Source organism: Allocellulophaga tsushimaensis (genome assembly GCF_055383085.1).
In genome coordinates, this window is record NZ_AP039451.1 from 4,117,678 (window position 1) to 4,133,843 (window position 16,166).

The following is a 16,166-nucleotide window of genomic DNA, read 5'->3' on the forward strand; positions in this document are numbered from 1 at the left end:
TATGTATGCAGTATTAGATATTGAAACTACTGGAGGAAAATTTAATGAAGAAGGCATTACTGAAATTGCAATTCATAAATTTGATGGGCATACAGTAGTAGACAAATTTATAAGTCTTATAAATCCTGAAAAAGATATTCAACCTTTTGTTGTAAAGCTTACCGGGATAAACAATAAAATGTTACGAACAGCTCCTAAGTTTCATGAAGTAGCAAAACGTATTATAGAAATTACAGAAAATTGTGTGCTTATTGCCCACAATGCCCAATTTGATTATCGTATTTTACGAACAGAATACAGACGTTTGGGATATAATTTTGAACGTAAAACACTTTGCACTGTAGAATTATCTCAAAAACTTATCCCAGATGCAGAATCATATAGCTTAGGTAAATTGGTAAGATCTTTAGGCATTCCTGTTAGTGATCGGCATAGAGCAAATGGTGATGCCTTAGCTACCCTAAAATTATTTAAACTATTACTGTCTAAAGATGTAGATAAGAATATTATAAAAACGGTAATTAAAGCAGAAACTTTAGGGGAATTATCATCTAGGCAATTAGATATGGTTGATAGTTTACCATCTGAAACGGGTGTGTATTATATGCACAATAAAGAAGCTGAAATTATTTTTTTGGGAGAAAGCAGTAATATTAAAAAGAGGGTAAACAAACATTTTACTACGAATGGAACTAAAGCAAAAAAATTGCAAAAAGAAACAAGGAGTGTCAGTCATGAAAAAACGGGAAATCAGCTTATTGCCTTATTAAAAGAAAATGAGGAATTAATGCGTAATAAACCTAAATTTAATCGCCATAATAGAAGAAAGTTTTTTTCTTTTGGAGTGTATGCATCAACAAATAAAAATGGATATACGCAATTAAGAGCGCAGAAATTAAATGAGGACACCAACAGAGTAACTACTTTTAATAGCATAATTTCTGCTGAAAATTTCTTACATGCTGTCTCTAAAGAATTTCAATTATGTGATAAAATAAACGGCTTGTCTGCTGCAAAAAATAATTGTTCTAAATATGATGAGGGTATATGTTTTGGTGCATGCATAGCAAAAGAGGAGGTAACAAATTACAATGCAAGAGTTAGCAAAGCAATTGAAAAATATAGCCTAGTAGATAAAAACATGGTTATTTTAGATAGAGGAAGAGAAATAGGAGAACGCAGTGTTATTCTAATTAAAAATGGTATTTTTAAGGGTCTAGGTTATTGCGATTTAAACCACCAAATAAATAATTTGCATATCTTAGAAACCATAATTACTCCTATGGATGGTAATGCAAATACCAATCATATTATAGACAATTATTTAAGAAAGCGACGTGTGCAAAAAATTATACCACTTATTGAATAACTAAGCTCGGGGCAAGTCCAAGAGGTATTAAAAGGAAGAATTCACATTGATTTCGACGCAAGCGTCGAAGCATTTAAATCTCGATTATCAAGTAAAAATTGGAAACTAAAAAAACACAAAGAAACTGGAAAAGTAAGCTTCATGAAATTATTTATGAGGCAGACACTCCTTTAGGTAAATCGTTTGATATTACATTATTTGTACTCATCATTATCAGTGTTATTTTAGTAATGTTAGAAAGTGTAAAAGAGATAGATGCTGCATATCATGATATCCTATATGCTTTTGAATGGATTGTGACGATCTTTTTTTCTATAGAGTATATTGCCAGAATTATTAGTATTAAAAAACCATTTAAATATATCTTTAGCTTTTATGGTATTATCGATTTTATATCTACGATTCCACTTTATATTTCCTACTTTTTTGCTGGTTCGCAAATATTCTTAGCCGTTAGAGCCCTTAGGTTACTACGCGTATTTAGGATATTAAAATTAGTGAAGTTTATTGGGGAAGCTTCTGAATTAACTAGGGCATTAAAGGCTAGTAGAGCCAAAATAGCAGTTTTTATATATGTTGTGCTTATCCTATCTGTTATAATGGGTACAGTAATGTATTATATAGAAAGTGATGAAACTGGTTTTACGAGTATTCCTAGAAGTATTTATTGGACTATTGTTACCCTCACTACTGTGGGTTATGGAGATATTGCACCACAAACGCATTGGGGACAATTTATTGCTACCATAATTATGGTTTTAGGTTACGGCATTATCGCAGTTCCAACAGGTATCGTTACCACAGAGTTTGCTAAAAATGCAAAAGGAAAAAAGAAAAATAACACAAATTTTGTTCATACAAATACGCAGTCTTGTCCAGATTGTTCTGCTGAAGGACATAGAGATAATGCAAAGCATTGTTATAATTGTGGAGGAATTTTATAATGAAAAAAACACTAATTTCTGTTGTTGGTCCAACTGCAATTGGTAAAACAAAATTGGCAATAAATATTGCAAAATACTACAATACCGAAATCATTTCAGCAGATTCTAGGCAGTTTTTTCAAGAAATGACTATTGGTACTGCGGTGCCATCAAAAGAAGAACTTGCTACAATTCCCCATCATTTTATTCAACATAAAAGTATTTTAGAACCCTATTCTGTTGGCGATTTTGAACGTGATGCCATACAATTATTAGAGCAATTGTTTCAAAAACATGCTATTGTAGTGATGGTTGGCGGGAGTGGACTCTATATTGATGCGGTAACTAAAGGCTTAGACCATTTTCCTGAGGTTGCATCAGAAATACGATTACAATTAAATACAACTTTAAAGAAAGAAGGGATTACCCCCTTACAAAAGCAGCTAGAAGCATTAGACCCAGAATACCATAAAAAAGTAGATTTAGAGAACCCACATAGGCTTATCCGAGCATTAGAAGTCTGTATTGGTACTGGTAAACCCTATTCATTTTTTTTAAATCAGCCAAAAAAAGCAAGAGGTTTTAATCTTATTTCTGTAGGGATTGATGCTGAGAGGAAGATCATCTACGATCGCATCAACCAAAGAGTAGATATCATGGTTTCGGAAGGTTTAGTTGAAGAAGCCAAAGCACTAGAAAAACATAAAAACCTAAACGCCTTACAAACTGTTGGGTATAGAGAGTTATTTTCTTATTTTGATGGAACTTTTACGCTAGATTTTGCGCTATCTGAAATTAAAAAGAATACTAGAAGGTTTGCAAAAAGGCAACTTACTTGGTTTAAAAAAAATAAAACTATAGTATGGGTAGGTTTTAATGATGATGAAAAAAGTACACTTTCTAAAATTGATGCCTTATTATGAATGATACTACCATATTTTATGTCATGGGAGTTTCCGGAACAGGAAAAAGTACCATAGGAAAACTATTGGCAAAAGCAGTTGCTAGTCCATTTTATGATGGTGATGATTACCATCCACAAGAAAATATTGATAAAATGGTTACTGGAATGCCTTTAAATGATAACGACAGAAAAGGATGGCTAGAACGCTTGAATGATTTAGCCAAAGAATCTAGTACCACTGGGGCAGTTATAGCTTGCTCTGCTTTAAAAGAAAAATATAGGATAAGCTTATCTCTAGATATTCCAAAAGTAAAATTTATATTTTTAGAAGGTGACTTTAATTTAATTTTAAACAGATTAAACAGCAGAAAAAACCATTTTATGCCTCCAGAATTATTACAGTCACAATTTGACACCTTAGAAGTACCAAATGATGCTATTACAGTACCCATTACAAATACTCCAGAAGAGATTATACATAGCGTTTTAAAACAAATACAATAATGGAGCACCAACTAATTATAGCAGTTGTGGGAGGTATAAGCATACTCCTCTTTTTAATCCTTAAATTAAAAATAAATGCTTTTATAGCTTTATTAATAGCAAGTATTACTGTTGGTCTTATAGCAGGGTTAAATGCTACTGAAATTATAGCCACTGTACAAGATGGAATGGGGGGTACATTAGGTTTTGTTGCTACTGTAGTTGGTTTAGGTGCCATGTTTGGAGCCATTTTAGAATATTCTGGTGGAGCTAAAGCCATTGCCAATTTTATGGTTGCCAAATTTGGGCTTAAAAATGCTCCTATTGCAATGGTAATCTCAGGATTCTTAATCGCAATTCCTGTTTTTTTTGATGTTGCTTTCATCATTTTAGTCCCTATGATTTATGCTTTACAGCGAAAAACAAAAAAGTCGCTTTTATTATATGCCATTCCATTATTAGCAGGTTTGGCCATTACACATGCATTTATACCTCCAACCCCAGGTCCTATAGCTGTTGCAAAAATTATTAGAGCAGAATTGGGATGGGTAATTCTAATAGGGTTTATCGTTGGTATTCCAACAGCTTTGGTAAGTGGATTAGTATTTGGAAAATATATAGCAAAAAAAATTCATATAGAAGCTCCTAGCAAAAATGAAAAAAATGAAGATCTTGTTTTACCAAATATTGGATTAACCTTAGGAATTATTGCAGTACCAATTGTCTTAATATTATTAAATACATTTTTTTCTAGCGGAATATTTACTATTGATTCTAAACATATAGAAAATCTTAGCAGTCTAGATCGTTTTCTATTGTTTTTTGATAACGAAACTTTTAAAAATAGTATTGCACTTGTAGGGCATCCCTTTGTTGCTTTAATTATCGCTAATATTTTAGCTTGGTATTTTTTTGGAATTCGCAGAGGGTTTTCTAAAGACAAATTATTTACAATCAGCAGTAAATCCTTTGAAACAACAGGAACCATAATATTATTAACTGGTGCTGGTGGTGTTTTTAAACAAACATTAACCAATACAGGTGCAGGTGAGCTTTTAGCAAACTCCTTAAGTGATGCTGGTTTTCCTATTTTAGCTTTTGCTTTTATTAGTGCGGCTATTGTACGTATTATTCAGGGTTCTTCAACAGTTGCCATGATAACTGCTGCAAGTTTAATAGCACCTCTTTTAGTTCATGCAGAATTAAACAATGCTAAATTAGCTTGCATTGTTATTGCCGTAGCTTCTGGCGCTAGTATTTTTTCTCATGTAAACGATAGTGGGTTTTGGTTAGTTGGCCAATACTTAGGAATTACAGAAAAACAAACTTTTAAATCTTGGACTATAATGACAACCATACTAGCATTTACAGGATTTATAACTGTTAGCATTATTAATTTCTTCCTATAAAAGCAAGTAAACCATCTGTTGAGGGAAAACAGATGGCTTTTTTTATCTATGGAGATTTATATTTTAAACTATTCTACCACTTCATTTTTAACCACTAACCTAAATCCTTCACCGTGAATATTTAATATTTCCACGCTATCATCCATCTTTAGATATTTTCGAAGTTTTGCAATATAAACATCCATACTTCTAGATGTAAAATAATTATCATCTCTCCATATTTTAGTTAATGCTAATTCTCTTGGCATCAAATCGTTTTCATGTAATGCTAATAAACGCAATAACTCATTTTCTTTTGGAGATAATTTAATAGCTTCTTCTTCTCTAAACTTTAAGAAACGTAATTTAGAGTTTAAACTAAAATTACCTATAACAAACTCAAACTTTCGGCTATCTGCTAAAGTACTTGATGCTTTTCTTTGAAGAATTGCTTTAAGCTTCATTAAAAGCACTTCAGAATCAAAAGGTTTATTTAAATAATCGTCTGCTCCAGCTTTGTATCCTTTTAAGACATCTTCTTTCATTGTTTTTGCTGTTAAAAATACGATAGGAACATTTTCGTTCTTTTCTCTTATTTCTTTAGCGAGTGTAAAGCCATCTTTGTAAGGCATCATAACATCTAAAATACAAATGTCATAATTGTCTTTTTTAAACTTTTCAAAACCTTCCATGCCATTCTTGGCAAGAACAACATCAAAATTGTTCATTGATAAATAGTCTTTTAAAACTATTCCAAAATTAGGATCATCTTCTACTAAAAGTATTTTCTTATTTATTGTCTCCATATTAAATTATATTAAAGGTAATTTTATATAAAAAGTGCTTCCCTTTCCTTTTTCACTTTCTGCATAAACTTCACCTTGGTGATCATCTACTATTTTTTTTACATAAGCTAAGCCTAAACCATGTCCCTTAACATTATGTATATTCCCTGTATGTTCTCTATAAAATTTTTCAAAAACTTTCTTTAAAACCGTTTTGCTCATACCAGCACCTTGGTCTTTAATTTTTATAATGATATCATTTTCTACTTTCTCTGTATGCACCTCTAAATTGGGCGCATCTGGAGAATATTTAATTCCATTGTCTAAAATATTAGTAAGCACATTTGTAAAATGCATATCATTTGCCAATACTTCAGATTGTTCTGCTTTTAAATTTAAATTCACATATCCGCCCCTATCTGCCACAATTAATTCTATATGAGTTAAAGCATCATTTATTATGTCGTGAACGTCAACCCTATCCTTACTAATATCTAGTTGATTCTTTTCTAATTTAGAAATTCTCAATACATTTTCTACTTGAGAGTGCATTCGTTTATTCTCTTCTTTAATCATTGTAAGGTAGCGCTGCACTTTTTCTTTATCTTCAATTGTTTTTGGGTTTCTAATAGCTTCTACCGCAAGATTTATAGTAGCAATAGGCGTTTTAAATTCATGCGTCATGTTATTTATAAAATCAGATTTTATTTCTGAAATCTGCTTTTGTCGTATTAACTGATAGATTGCACTAGAATATGCTAACACAATTATTAATGTAAATAACAATGAAAGAATTGCCATTGGTAAAATTTCACCAATTAAGTATCGTTTCTTTTTAGGGAATGTAATTAACAACGAAAAATTACTTTCCCCTTCTACATCTTTAAAAATTGGATACTTAAAAAACGTGCTTTTTGCAAATTTAAATTTCTTGGACTTTATTTTGGTTGGAAGCCCTTTGCTATAAATGCCATATTCATATTCTGTATCTATATTTCTATTTTTAAGCTCTTGACTTAATAATAGGTCAATCTCTTTTTTAGAAACTCTTGTATGTATAGGCCGTGATTTTGCTTTTTCTTTAAAAACGTCTTCATAAAGTAATTTATCTGTAGCTGATAAGCCTCCTATTTTTTCAATTTTTTGAAGCGGTGTAAGTGTATAAGACTTACCATCTAAACCATACTCTTCCTTAAAAATCTTTTCAGTTCTAGTACTAGTATAATTTTTAAAAGTTGTGGTATCAGTATCAATACCATTGTCAAAGAACGATGATGATAAGCTGTAGTTTTCTTCTAAGATTCCATGAGAATAGTATTTAATCTCATTAGAATTTAAATCACGCTCATAAAAAAACAAACTTTTGATTATATTAGATTTGTTTGATTGGCTTTTTACAGTATCATTTAATTTAAGAAATTCTTCTGTATATTCTGCAACCTCCCTATCTTCAACATTTTCAGTAACTTTAACCAGTATCTCAGTAACCGTATTTGCAAACTGCTCCTCTTTGTCTTCTACCGATTGTTTAATCCAATACGCTTGTACAAAAATGATCCCAATAAGGGAAATACTCATTAAAACGACTAAGAAAAAAAATAACCGCTTATTCATTAGGGGTAAATTTAAATATTAAAAAAATATATGTTAACGTGTTTAACCTAAACTTAACAAAAATGTTAAAATTAAAGAAGATTCTTAATGGAAATTATAATATCATTATGTATTTTCAACACCTCAGGTAATGTTGATATTAAATCAATATTTTCGATAATAAAATCGGACTTTTCTGCTTTTTTAGCATCAGGCCATTGATTTTTAATGCGAGACATTACAGCTTCATAAGTTACGTTATCCCTAGATATTACTCTATTTATACGAATTTCTTCTGGAGCAGTAACTAAAATAATTTTATCATAATTTTCCTCTAAAGAATTTTCAAAAATAATTGCTGTTTCCTGAATTACGTAAGGAAATTTTTGTTCTTTTTTCCATTGTAAAAAATAAGCTCTAACGGCTGGATGAACAATTTTGTTTAACTTTTTAAGTTTTTCTGGGTTTTTAAAAATTATCGAAGCAATATATGCTTTGTTAAGTTCATTGTCTGAATATGAGTTGCTACCTAACAACTCTTTTATTTTTATTTGTAAATCGTTAGATTCTTGCATTAAATGCTTTGCAGCTTTATCGGAATTAAACACGGGTACGCCTAGATCTAAGAACATTTTAGCTACTGTTGTCTTTCCACTTCCTATACCACCCGTTAACCCTACAACCATTATTTTCTATTTAAAATATAGGTGACTTCTATCTCTAATAATTGTGTGCTATGCAATTCTTCTGGACTTGTTTTTATACTTAGAGGAATGGTCTCTCCTTCTGTATTTGCTACATCTAAATAATTAGCCACAATTTTAAAGTCTGTTGGTTTTAGCTTTTTTAAGTTTTCTAATGTCCCTTTACACAAAATAGGGACTTCATCAGGAAATACTTTTATCGTATAATTTTCTGGTAGATTATTTACAGTTACTGGCACATTCACTATTTTCTCTGAAAAACGCAATACTTTTCCTGAAACTTGAACAAATTTCGTATTGAAAGAGGTGTTTTTTAATTTTTCTGGAATAGCTATCATTAATTTTTCAGAAAAATTGGATGAAACTTCTTCTAAACTTTTATTTTCTGTACTTATCTGTTTTATAGTCTCAATTTCTTTTTTAGGTCCATTAATAACAATACTATCTGGAACTACTTTTACAGGTTTATCTAAAAGGTAATTTTGTCCCAAATCTATTTTTAACTGGTGAACTACAGGAATTTTTTTAGTGTGTAATTGATACAGCTCTAAGATAAGATCTTCTTTTTCATAAATACCTTCTAAACTCATTGCATTAGGTAATTGCTTTTCTATTTGAACTTCGTATGCATTTTTAGGAATATAATATAATTCCCCTTTTTGTAACGCCTTAGAAACATCTATAACTACTTCTTTATTTTGAAAATTATAACTTAAAAAAGCAAAACCACTCGCTTTTAATTTTACCTCTAAAGTTTCTTTAGAAGCTTTTACAAAAAGTAAACTATCTGGAATATTTTTATATTTTAAATCAAAAACCGTATTGCCAGTATAGGTTTCAGATAAATTACTAATAAGCCAAGCTAAAGCAGAACAAAACAGAAATACAACAAAGATTTTTACTTTGCGTTTATTTAGTCCATTTTTAATTTTTTTAATCATGCTTATTATTTTGTTTTAAAAAACAATTTAGGAAATAAGTCTTCAGCTCTATTTTTACTAAAATTAAGTGTTAAAGTTGCTTTTAAAAAACCATAGCCATAGCCTATAAATTGTATACAAACCGCTACTATAGATAACAGTGCTATACCCAAATTATTATTTTTTAGCAATGAATCAATAAAAATTAAACAAAAATACAAAGCATATAGGTACAATGGAAATCCAAAGCCCAATACAAAAAGAAGTATTGACACTAAAAAAAACAAACAAAATAGTGTTGGAAACCAATAGGTTATTTTCTTTGTTTCTGGATGCCATTTATTTAAAATAGGCCGTACCATACCAAATTTATTGACTTGAATATAAAATTTATTCCAATCTATTCTCCGTTTATGATACACAAAAGCATTTGGTAGTAATTTTGTTTTATAGCCATTATTCCAAATACGGATGGTTAAATCCGGATCTTCTCCTGGGTGAATATTTCCATATCCACCAGTAGCTTCAAAAGCAATTTTAGATATTCCCATATTAAAACTTCTTGGCTGAAATTTATCTACAGCTTTCTTATTACCCCGTATGCCTCCCGTGGTTAATAGCGAAGTCATCGCATAATTAATAGCTTTTTGCACTTTAGAAAATGATGCATGCGCAGCATCGGGTCCTCCATAACAATCTACATACTCTTTTTCTAATGCTTCCGATGCCTCCAATAAATAGTTTGGAGGTAGTATACAGTCAGAATCTAAAACTACAAAATAGTTTCCTTTAGCATGTTTCATGCCATAATTTCTAGAATCTCCTGGGCCAGAATTTGTTTTTTCTAAATATGTTATTGGTAATTGTTCTTGATATATGGCTATTACTTCTTTTGAACTTATTGTAGAACCATCTTCTATAATTACAATTTCATAGGCTTTTGTATACGTTTGTTCTAATAAACTTTGTAAAAGCTCATCTATTTCATTAGGCCTATTATATACAGGAACTATAAAAGAAAAAAATAAATTCATTGTTATAGCTATAAACATAAAAGCCACTCGACAATGCGAATGGCTCTCTATTTTGTATTAAATTGTTATTCTTCTGTAAACCTTTCTATAACTTCTTGGCTTACACCAGTATTAGAAAAACCTCCATCATGGAAAAGATTCTGCATAGTAACTTTTTTGGTTAAATCAGAAAACAAAGAAATGGTATAATCAGCACAATCTTGTGCAGTTGCATTGCCTAATGGGGACATTTTTTCTGCATAGCTTATAAAACCATCAAAACCTTTAACTCCTTGCCCAGCAGTTGTTGGCGTGGGAGATTGTGAGATTGTATTAACCCTTACTTTTTTCTCTTTTCCATAAAAATATCCAAAACTACGTGCTATAGATTCTAGATAGGCTTTATTGTCTGCCATATCATTATAATCTGGAAAAGTTCGTTGTGCTGCCATGTAGGTGAGTGCTACGATACTACCCCACTCGTTCATAGCATCGGCTTTGTATAAACTTTGCATTACTTTATGAAAAGAAAGTGCAGAAACGTCCCAACCTTTGGTTGTAAAATCATATTTCTCATCGGTGTAAGCACGTCCTTTTCTTACATTTACAGACATTCCTATGGAGTGTAAAACAAAATCTAATTTACCACCAAGAATTTCTGTTGCTTGCGCTACTAAATTATTTAAATCTTCTTCGCTAGTAGCATCTGCTGGAATAATTTCTGAACCTGTTTTTTCTGCTAAAGCTTTTATCTGTCCCATTCGCATTGCTATAGGTGCATTTGTTAAAACAAATTTTCCGCCTTCTTCATGAACACGCTCTGCAGTTTTCCAAGCGATTGAATTTTCATCCAAAGCGCCAAAAATAATTCCTCTTTTTCCTTTTAATAGGTTGTATGACATTTTGTGTACTTTATTTTCGTTTTATTGAAGCTTCAAAGATATTTAAAAAAAGTGTAATGTAGCTATAATTTATACTCAGCTTAGCAACTGTTTAGCATGTGCTAAAGCAGAATCAGACAAGTCTTTACCCCCTAGCATTTCTGCAAGCTCAGCAATTCGTTCATCTTCCCCTAATTTTTTCATTCTTGTATGCGTCTCTTTACCAACTTCTTCTTTATATACTTTAAAATGCTGTGCTCCTTTAGCTGCTACTTGAGGTAAGTGTGTAATGGAAAAAACTTGCATGGTTGAACTCATTGCCTTCATAATATCGCCCATTTTGTTAGAAATCTCTCCAGAGACACCAGTATCAATTTCATCAAACATCATAGTAGGCAACTGCTCATATTCTGCTAAAATAGATTTTATGGTCAACATAATACGAGATAACTCTCCACCAGAAGCCACTTTTTTAAGGTCACCATAATTAGCCCCTTTATTGGCTGAGAAAAGAAATATAAGTTCATCTTTCCCGTTTTTATGAAAAGATGTTGTTGCATTGAGTTCTATTTTAAATGTTGCACTGGCCATTCCTAATTGCATCAAACTTTCTCCTAACTGTTTTTGAAGGAGTGGTATTACTTTTTTCCTTCTATTTAATAAAGTTTCTGCTAAACTATTTAAACCACTTTCTTGAGTAGCTAACGCCCCTTGTTTCTCTTTAATAGTTTCTTCAAGGTTTTCTGTAACACTTACTTTTTCTGATAATGCGTCTTTAACTGCTATTAATTCACTTATATCACTAGCATGATGCTTTTTTTGTAAATCATATAACAATTGTAATTTTCCGTTTATTTCTTCTAATAATTCAGGATTAGTATCTGCATTTTCTTGCATTTGCTCTAATTCTGTAGCTATATCATCTAATTCTATAAATGCAGATTGTACTCGTTCATTTAAACCTGTGTAAGATGTACCATACCCTGCTAATTTAGCTGTAAGTGATTTAAATTCGGTCATCGCGGAAATAATTCCTATTTGCTCTGCATTTAATAAAGCATGCCCTTTTGCTAGATGTTCTATAATGGTTTCAGCATTATTCAGTTGCTCATACTGCTCTTCTAATTCTTGAATAATCCCGTCTTTTAAAGGAGCATTTTCCAATTCTTTTAATAAAAAACTATTATAATCATGCTCTTTGGTTGCATTCTCTTGAAAATCCAGAAGTGCTGCTAACTCTTTTTCTGTTTTTAGGTATAGGGCTAAGCCCTTCCTGAAATTTAAAAGATAACGTTCGTTATCGGCTAGAGCATCAATTACTTTAAGCTGAAAATCATTATCTGCTAATTGTAAAGTCTGGTGCTGCGAGTGAATATCGATTAAGTTATTCCCTAAATTACTTAATACTGCTAAAGTAACTGGGGAATCATTTACAAAAGCTCTAGATTTTCCACTAGGTAAAATCTCTCTTCTGATGATGGTATGCACTTCAAAATCTAAATCGTTTTTTTCAAAAAAATCTTCTAATTGATATTTTCCAATTTCAAAAGAAGCTTCTATAACACACTTTTTAGTTTGATCTCTTAAGGAAGTTAAATCGGCACGCTTTCCTAAAACCAAACCGAGACCACCTAATAGTATGGATTTACCTGCACCAGTTTCACCTGTTATGATAGTAAAACCATTCGTAAAAGACACATTTAAATGGTCTATTAATGCATAATTCTGTATGGAAAGTGTACTCAGCAATGTATTGTGTATTATTGCTGTAAATATAAGTTATATCTGTTAAGATATAACATGTAATAATCCAAAAATTACACGTATTTATAAGCCTAAAAAACCTTTAGTGATATAACTATTTTGTACTAAAACTTTATTGAAGCCCAAGTACTGGAATAAAAAGGAGCAACACGATTTAATATTTCTTTTAATTTCACCACATCAACTTTGGGTCCATCAGAAAAAATATTTGAAATTTCTTCAGATTTTGCATCAAAAAATATTCTGATCAAAAAAGCGCCTGGTCGTCTTTTTTGCAATATATCTAACAAACGCATTGTACCAGAAATAACTTGTTTTCCAGTACTATTATTATCGGCTAATATATCTAGTCCTTTTCTATGGTAGTTATACATAACTACTCTGTATTCTCTAAAAGTATTAGAAAGTAAATTATCAACTAAATCAAAACGAGAACGCCTCCCGTTACCTTGTACATCTTGACTCCAACCTGCAGCATTACTCCCCTGCGCTTGTGTTACTATATTCTGCGCTTTTTTAAAATATTCTGTTCCACCTTCTAATTCAAATGTATCGGCATCTATACCAAGTATAATATAGACATAGTATGAAATAACACCTACTAGATTAGAAGTAAAATTAGTTTCATTAAAAATTAGCGGTTGAAATTCTGTATATTCAAAATTAAATTTATCGTCTTTAAAACTAAAAACAGAACTTTCATAAGAGGTATTGTAAACTGGTCTTGAAGATTGAATTTGAAGGTTAGCAATAAATCTATTGTTCTCAAATTCTGTAACTGTAATAAAAAACCGAGCATTTAATTGTTCTTCCTTCTCAAATTTTCTATTTGTCCATTTGGTTTTATTTACAAATTCGCTTAGCGAAGTTTCTAAGGTTTTAAAAATTTGCTGATTGGTTTGACTTACTTGATCTGCATTTACCGTAAATGTTGCATTAAGTTCTTGTGCAAACATAATTATAGGAAGAGCAAACAATACCAATATTAAAACAAATCTACGCATCTATACGGTTTATAATTTCACTAAAAATATCCTCAGCAACTTCTGCTTTGGTTTTAAGTTCAAACGTTTTTATCTCCAAATTCTTATCTATAAAAGATATTTTATTGGTTTTCTTTCCAAAACCTGCTCCGGAATCATTTAACGAATTTAAAACAATTACGTCTAAATTCTTTTTCTTTAATTTTCCTTTAGCGTTCACCACTTCATTTTGAGTTTCCAAAGCAAAGCCAACCAAAAATTGCTTTTGTTTTTGTTCTCCCATAGAAAGCAATATATCTTTATTTTTAACTAAAGAGATTACCATTTCGCTATCATTCTTCTTTATTTTCTGATCAGCTTTTATTTTTGGTTTATAATCTGCAACCGCAGCAGCCGCTATTGCTACATCTATTTCTTTATAAAACTTATGTACCGCATCATACATTTCATCTGCAGATACTACACGTACAAGCCTTATACGATTATGATGGACATCTAAATGCGATGGGCCAGATATTAGAAAAACTTCAGCTCCTAGATTTGCCGCTACTTTAGCCAATTCAAAACCCATTAAACCAGAGGAGTGATTTCCTATAAAACGAACGGGATCTATTGCTTCGTAAGTAGGTCCGGCTGTAATTAATACTTTTTTACCTATTAATGGTAAATTTTCAGAAAAATATGCTTCTAGAAATCCTACTATTGTTTCTGGTTCTGCCATCCTACCCTCACCATGTAAGCCACTTGCTAATTCTCCTGAAGCAGCTGGTATCATTATATTACCGTAAGATTGTAGCGTATCAAAGGATTTTTTAGAACTGGGATGTACATACATATCTAAATCCATAGCTGGAGCAAAAAAAACAGGGCATTTTGCAGACAAATAAGCAGCTAGCAAAAGACTATCGCATGTACCATTAGCCATTTTGGATAAGGTATTTGCTGTTGCTGGCGCTACTAACATAACATCCGCCCAAAGTCCTAATTCTACATGATTGTTCCATGAAATTTCTCCTGAAGTTTCTTCATTTACAAAAGAAGACAACACTGCATTTTTAGATAAGGTAGCTAATGTAAGTGGAGAAACAAAAGAGCTGGCACTCTCTGTTAAAATAACTTTAACAGTAGCACCAGCTTTAATAAGTAATCTAACCAAAAAGGTAGTTTTATAAGCAGCAATACCTCCAGTAATTCCTAAAAGGATATTTTTTCCGCTCAACATTCCTTTACAAGTCTTTCGCTGTATTCCTATGGTATATTTTATCTTGTAACCATTCTTCCACAGCTAGAGCATGCGGTTTTGGTAATTTTTCGTAAAATTTTGAAACTTCTATTTGTTCCTTATTTTCAAAAACTTCCTCAAGACTATCGCTATACGTAGCAAATTCTTCAAGCTTTTCCAATAACTCTTTTTTAATTTCTGAGTTAATTTGGATGGCTCTTTTAGAAGCAATAGAGATTGCTTCATAAATATTTCCTGTTGGAGCATCAAACTCATTTTTGTTGATTGTAACCGTTGAAACAGCTGCTTTTGAATTTTTTAAATCATTCATATTCATTCTGAAAATATTTTATTTGGAATAGTTTTGTAATTCTTTATCAATTTTTTCTAATAAATCATTTGCCTTCTTTTCAAATGTTGTTTGTGGAAAAAACTTTTTCAATGTTGCATATGCATCTTTAGCATTCTGCAATCTTTGTTTCTTTCTAAATTCAGTACTATTTAGTGCTAAACTTGTTGTTGCCTGCATTTTAACAAATAGTGCTTCTTCTTTAAATTTAGAACCTGGATTATCTAAAATAAAATTATCTAAAGACGTTATTGAAGAAACCAATAAAGGATAATTGAATTCACCTAACTTATTAAACTGTTTAGCTATTTCAAAAGCTTTCTTTTCCTTGGTAGCCGTTAATTCCTGTGCCATTTTATTGGCTTCAGGCAAAAACTCAGAGGTAGGATATATATTTATAAATCCTTGTAATTTAGTAAGCGCCTTATCTGTATCTGTTTGGTCTCTACTGTATTTTGGAGAGAGTAAATAATAACTTTTAGCTTCTAAAAAACTTGCTTCTTGTGCTTTATCACTTTTTGGGTATGATTTTATAAAACGTTCAAATTGATAACTAGAAAAGTTGTAATCTTTTATTTTATAATAGGTGTCTCCAAGAAAAAATAACACTCTTTCTCCCTGTGGCTTGCCAATATACTTAGGTGCTATTTGAGCAAAAAGCCGGTTAGATCGTTTATAATCTTTTTCATTATAAAGATTCTCCGCCATCTCATATTTAGCTTTAATGTCCGTTTCCTTGAGTACTTTTTGGTATTCACTACAAGAACTTAAAGCTATAACTATTAAAAGCAAACTAAAAAAAGATCGCATATTTTTAAACATTCTGCAAAATTAAGGATTCTTACTGGATATAAAAAACATTTTTAGCATACTAAAATAGATAGC

The 16,166-nt window shown here is 31.2% G+C and carries 16 protein-coding genes; 5 read left to right on the plus strand and 11 right to left on the minus strand.

Annotated features, from left to right (window positions below; all coding sequences use genetic code 11):
- Position 1 precedes the first annotated feature (1 nt).
- The 5 genes from ACZ451_RS17655 (at position 2) to ACZ451_RS17675 (ending at position 5,088) form a co-directional block, all read left to right on the plus strand.
- Positions 2 to 1,369, plus strand: a complete 1,368-nt coding sequence (locus ACZ451_RS17655; protein WP_464214731.1) for an exonuclease domain-containing protein — start codon at positions 2 to 4, stop codon at positions 1,367 to 1,369.
- Between the two features lie 98 nt (positions 1,370 to 1,467).
- Positions 1,468 to 2,313 (plus strand): ion transporter, encoded by an 846-nt coding sequence (locus ACZ451_RS17660; protein ID WP_464214732.1) that lies wholly within the window; start codon positions 1,468 to 1,470, stop codon positions 2,311 to 2,313.
- Entirely contained in the window at positions 2,313 to 3,215 is a 903-nt protein-coding gene (miaA, locus tag ACZ451_RS17665) for a tRNA (adenosine(37)-N6)-dimethylallyltransferase MiaA (protein ID WP_464214733.1), read from the plus strand. The genes ACZ451_RS17660 and miaA overlap by 1 nt, the downstream gene beginning before the upstream one ends.
- Positions 3,212 to 3,700: a gluconokinase gene (locus ACZ451_RS17670; protein WP_464214734.1), complete on the plus strand. Its 489-nt coding sequence runs from the start codon at positions 3,212 to 3,214 to the stop codon at positions 3,698 to 3,700. Before miaA ends, ACZ451_RS17670 begins: the two co-directional genes overlap by 4 nt.
- Positions 3,700 to 5,088, plus strand: a complete 1,389-nt coding sequence (locus ACZ451_RS17675; protein WP_464214735.1) for a GntP family permease — start codon at positions 3,700 to 3,702, stop codon at positions 5,086 to 5,088. The genes ACZ451_RS17670 and ACZ451_RS17675 overlap by 1 nt, the downstream gene beginning before the upstream one ends.
- Positions 5,089 to 5,156: 68 nt before the next feature.
- Here ACZ451_RS17675 and ACZ451_RS17680 read toward each other — a convergent pair whose 3' ends face one another.
- The 11 genes from ACZ451_RS17680 to ACZ451_RS17730 form a co-directional block, all read right to left on the minus strand.
- Positions 5,157 to 5,873 (minus strand): response regulator transcription factor, encoded by a 717-nt coding sequence (locus ACZ451_RS17680; RefSeq protein WP_464214736.1) that lies wholly within the window; start codon positions 5,871 to 5,873, stop codon positions 5,157 to 5,159.
- Between the two features lie 6 nt (positions 5,874 to 5,879).
- Positions 5,880 to 7,466, minus strand: coding sequence for a sensor histidine kinase (locus ACZ451_RS17685; RefSeq protein ID WP_464214737.1), 1,587 nt, complete (start codon positions 7,464 to 7,466; stop codon positions 5,880 to 5,882).
- Positions 7,467 to 7,537: 71 nt separating this feature from the next.
- Positions 7,538 to 8,131, minus strand: a complete 594-nt coding sequence (gene coaE, locus ACZ451_RS17690; protein ID WP_464214738.1) for a dephospho-CoA kinase — start codon at positions 8,129 to 8,131, stop codon at positions 7,538 to 7,540.
- Complete coding sequence (locus ACZ451_RS17695; RefSeq protein WP_464214739.1) at positions 8,131 to 9,090, minus strand: YbbR-like domain-containing protein; 960 nt, start codon at positions 9,088 to 9,090, stop codon at positions 8,131 to 8,133. Before ACZ451_RS17695 ends, coaE begins: the two co-directional genes overlap by 1 nt.
- Positions 9,091 to 9,095: 5 nt before the next feature.
- Positions 9,096 to 10,103, minus strand: a complete 1,008-nt coding sequence (locus tag ACZ451_RS17700) for a glycosyltransferase family 2 protein (RefSeq protein ID WP_464214740.1) — start codon at positions 10,101 to 10,103, stop codon at positions 9,096 to 9,098.
- A 65-nt stretch (positions 10,104 to 10,168) separates the two neighbouring features.
- Positions 10,169 to 10,984, minus strand: a complete 816-nt coding sequence (locus ACZ451_RS17705) for an enoyl-ACP reductase FabI (RefSeq protein ID WP_464214741.1) — start codon at positions 10,982 to 10,984, stop codon at positions 10,169 to 10,171.
- Positions 10,985 to 11,059: 75 nt separating this feature from the next.
- On the minus strand, positions 11,060 to 12,712 hold the full coding sequence (gene recN, locus ACZ451_RS17710) for a DNA repair protein RecN (protein WP_464214742.1): 1,653 nt from the start codon (positions 12,710 to 12,712) through the stop codon (positions 11,060 to 11,062).
- 119 nt (positions 12,713 to 12,831) lie between these two features.
- On the minus strand, positions 12,832 to 13,731 hold the full coding sequence (gene porD / locus ACZ451_RS17715) for a type IX secretion system protein PorD (RefSeq protein WP_464214743.1): 900 nt from the start codon (positions 13,729 to 13,731) through the stop codon (positions 12,832 to 12,834).
- Positions 13,724 to 14,932: a bifunctional phosphopantothenoylcysteine decarboxylase/phosphopantothenate--cysteine ligase CoaBC gene (gene coaBC / locus ACZ451_RS17720; RefSeq protein ID WP_464214744.1), complete on the minus strand. Its 1,209-nt coding sequence runs from the start codon at positions 14,930 to 14,932 to the stop codon at positions 13,724 to 13,726. The genes porD and coaBC overlap by 8 nt, the downstream gene beginning before the upstream one ends.
- Positions 14,933 to 14,936: 4 nt before the next feature.
- Positions 14,937 to 15,269: a DNA-directed RNA polymerase subunit omega gene (locus ACZ451_RS17725; protein ID WP_464214745.1), complete on the minus strand. Its 333-nt coding sequence runs from the start codon at positions 15,267 to 15,269 to the stop codon at positions 14,937 to 14,939.
- 12 nt (positions 15,270 to 15,281) lie between these two features.
- Positions 15,282 to 16,091: an outer membrane protein assembly factor BamD gene (locus ACZ451_RS17730; protein ID WP_464214746.1), complete on the minus strand. Its 810-nt coding sequence runs from the start codon at positions 16,089 to 16,091 to the stop codon at positions 15,282 to 15,284.
- Positions 16,092 to 16,166: the final 75 nt, after the last annotated feature.